This is a genomic window from Noviherbaspirillum malthae, assembly GCF_015352985.1.
Taxonomy (GTDB): Bacteria; Pseudomonadota; Gammaproteobacteria; order Burkholderiales; family Burkholderiaceae_D; genus Noviherbaspirillum; species Noviherbaspirillum malthae.
Window position 1 is genome coordinate 1 of sequence record NZ_JACYXF010000191.1, and the last position, 1,105, is coordinate 1,105.

1 protein-coding gene is annotated in these 1,105 nt (G+C 56.9%); it reads left to right on the forward strand.

From position 1 onward, the window contains the following. Positions 1-1,105, forward strand: a 1,105-nt coding sequence (locus IGW03_RS37690; RefSeq protein ID WP_194727492.1) for an IS701 family transposase, incomplete at both ends; no start/stop codon positions are given.

Genomic DNA, 1,105 nt, shown 5'->3' on the forward strand with positions numbered 1-1,105 from the left:
TGGAATGCCGAAGCCATCAACCAGCGCCGCCTGCAATTGCTCATGGCCGATCCGGCGACCGCCCCCACTAATGACGGCGTGCTGGTAATCGATGACACTGGCGATCGTAAAGAAGGCAATGCGACTGATCATGTGGCCCATCAGTATCTCGGCTCGGTCGGCAAGATCGACCATGGTATTGTCGCTGTAACCAGTCTGTGGGCCGATGAGCGTTGTTATTATCCGTTGCATGTGACACCTTACATGCCCGCCTGCAGACTGGCCGGCGGCCGACAAGATCCGGCATTTCTCACCAAGCCCAAGATCGCACTCGCTCTCATCGCGCAGGCGCGGGAGATTGGCATCCGCTTCCAAGCCGTCGTTGCTGATTGTGCCTACGGCGCTAACGTCGAGTTCGAGGCGACGCTTGAAAAGCACGGTTGGCCCTTTGTGTTGGCCCAGCGTGGACGCGTCGAATACTGGGCTCCGGCGCGGGCTGCGCATTCATTCCAGCAGGCGGCACATGCAGTGCCGTTGTCAGCCTGGACGAGGGTAGTGCGTCGGTTTCGTGACGGGCATACTGAATTGTGGTGGGCGACGGAGTTGTCATTGTTGGGATATGGTCCAGAACAGAGTGTGCGTGCCGTTTGTGCCACCAACGATCGCAGTACGCTACCGGAGAAGTCCACCTGGTATCTGACGACTAACCTAACGATCGCGCAAGCGTCATTGGAAGAGATCGTGCGTTTGTATGGATTAAGAAACTGGATTGAACAAAGCTACAAGCAGACCAAAGATGAATTGGGCTGGGCCGATTTCATGGTGCGCAGTGATCGCGCTATTCGCCGTCACTGGATCCTGGTGTATTGTGCGTTTAGCTTTTGCTGGTGGCATGAAGGTAATCGAGTACGCCTGTTGGATCGCGCACAGCAACCAGCGTTACCTTCGGACCAGAATGGGGATCGGAAAAAAACCGATCGAGCCATACCGTTGAGCCTACCCAGGTGGACGAAAGCCTTACGTGCGGTGCGGGCCTGGCTAGTTCCAGTGCATTGGCTCATGCACTGCTGGCGCGCGTTCGTCACCCGGCCCCTGCCGTGCGAATTCGATATGCTCTTTGACACGT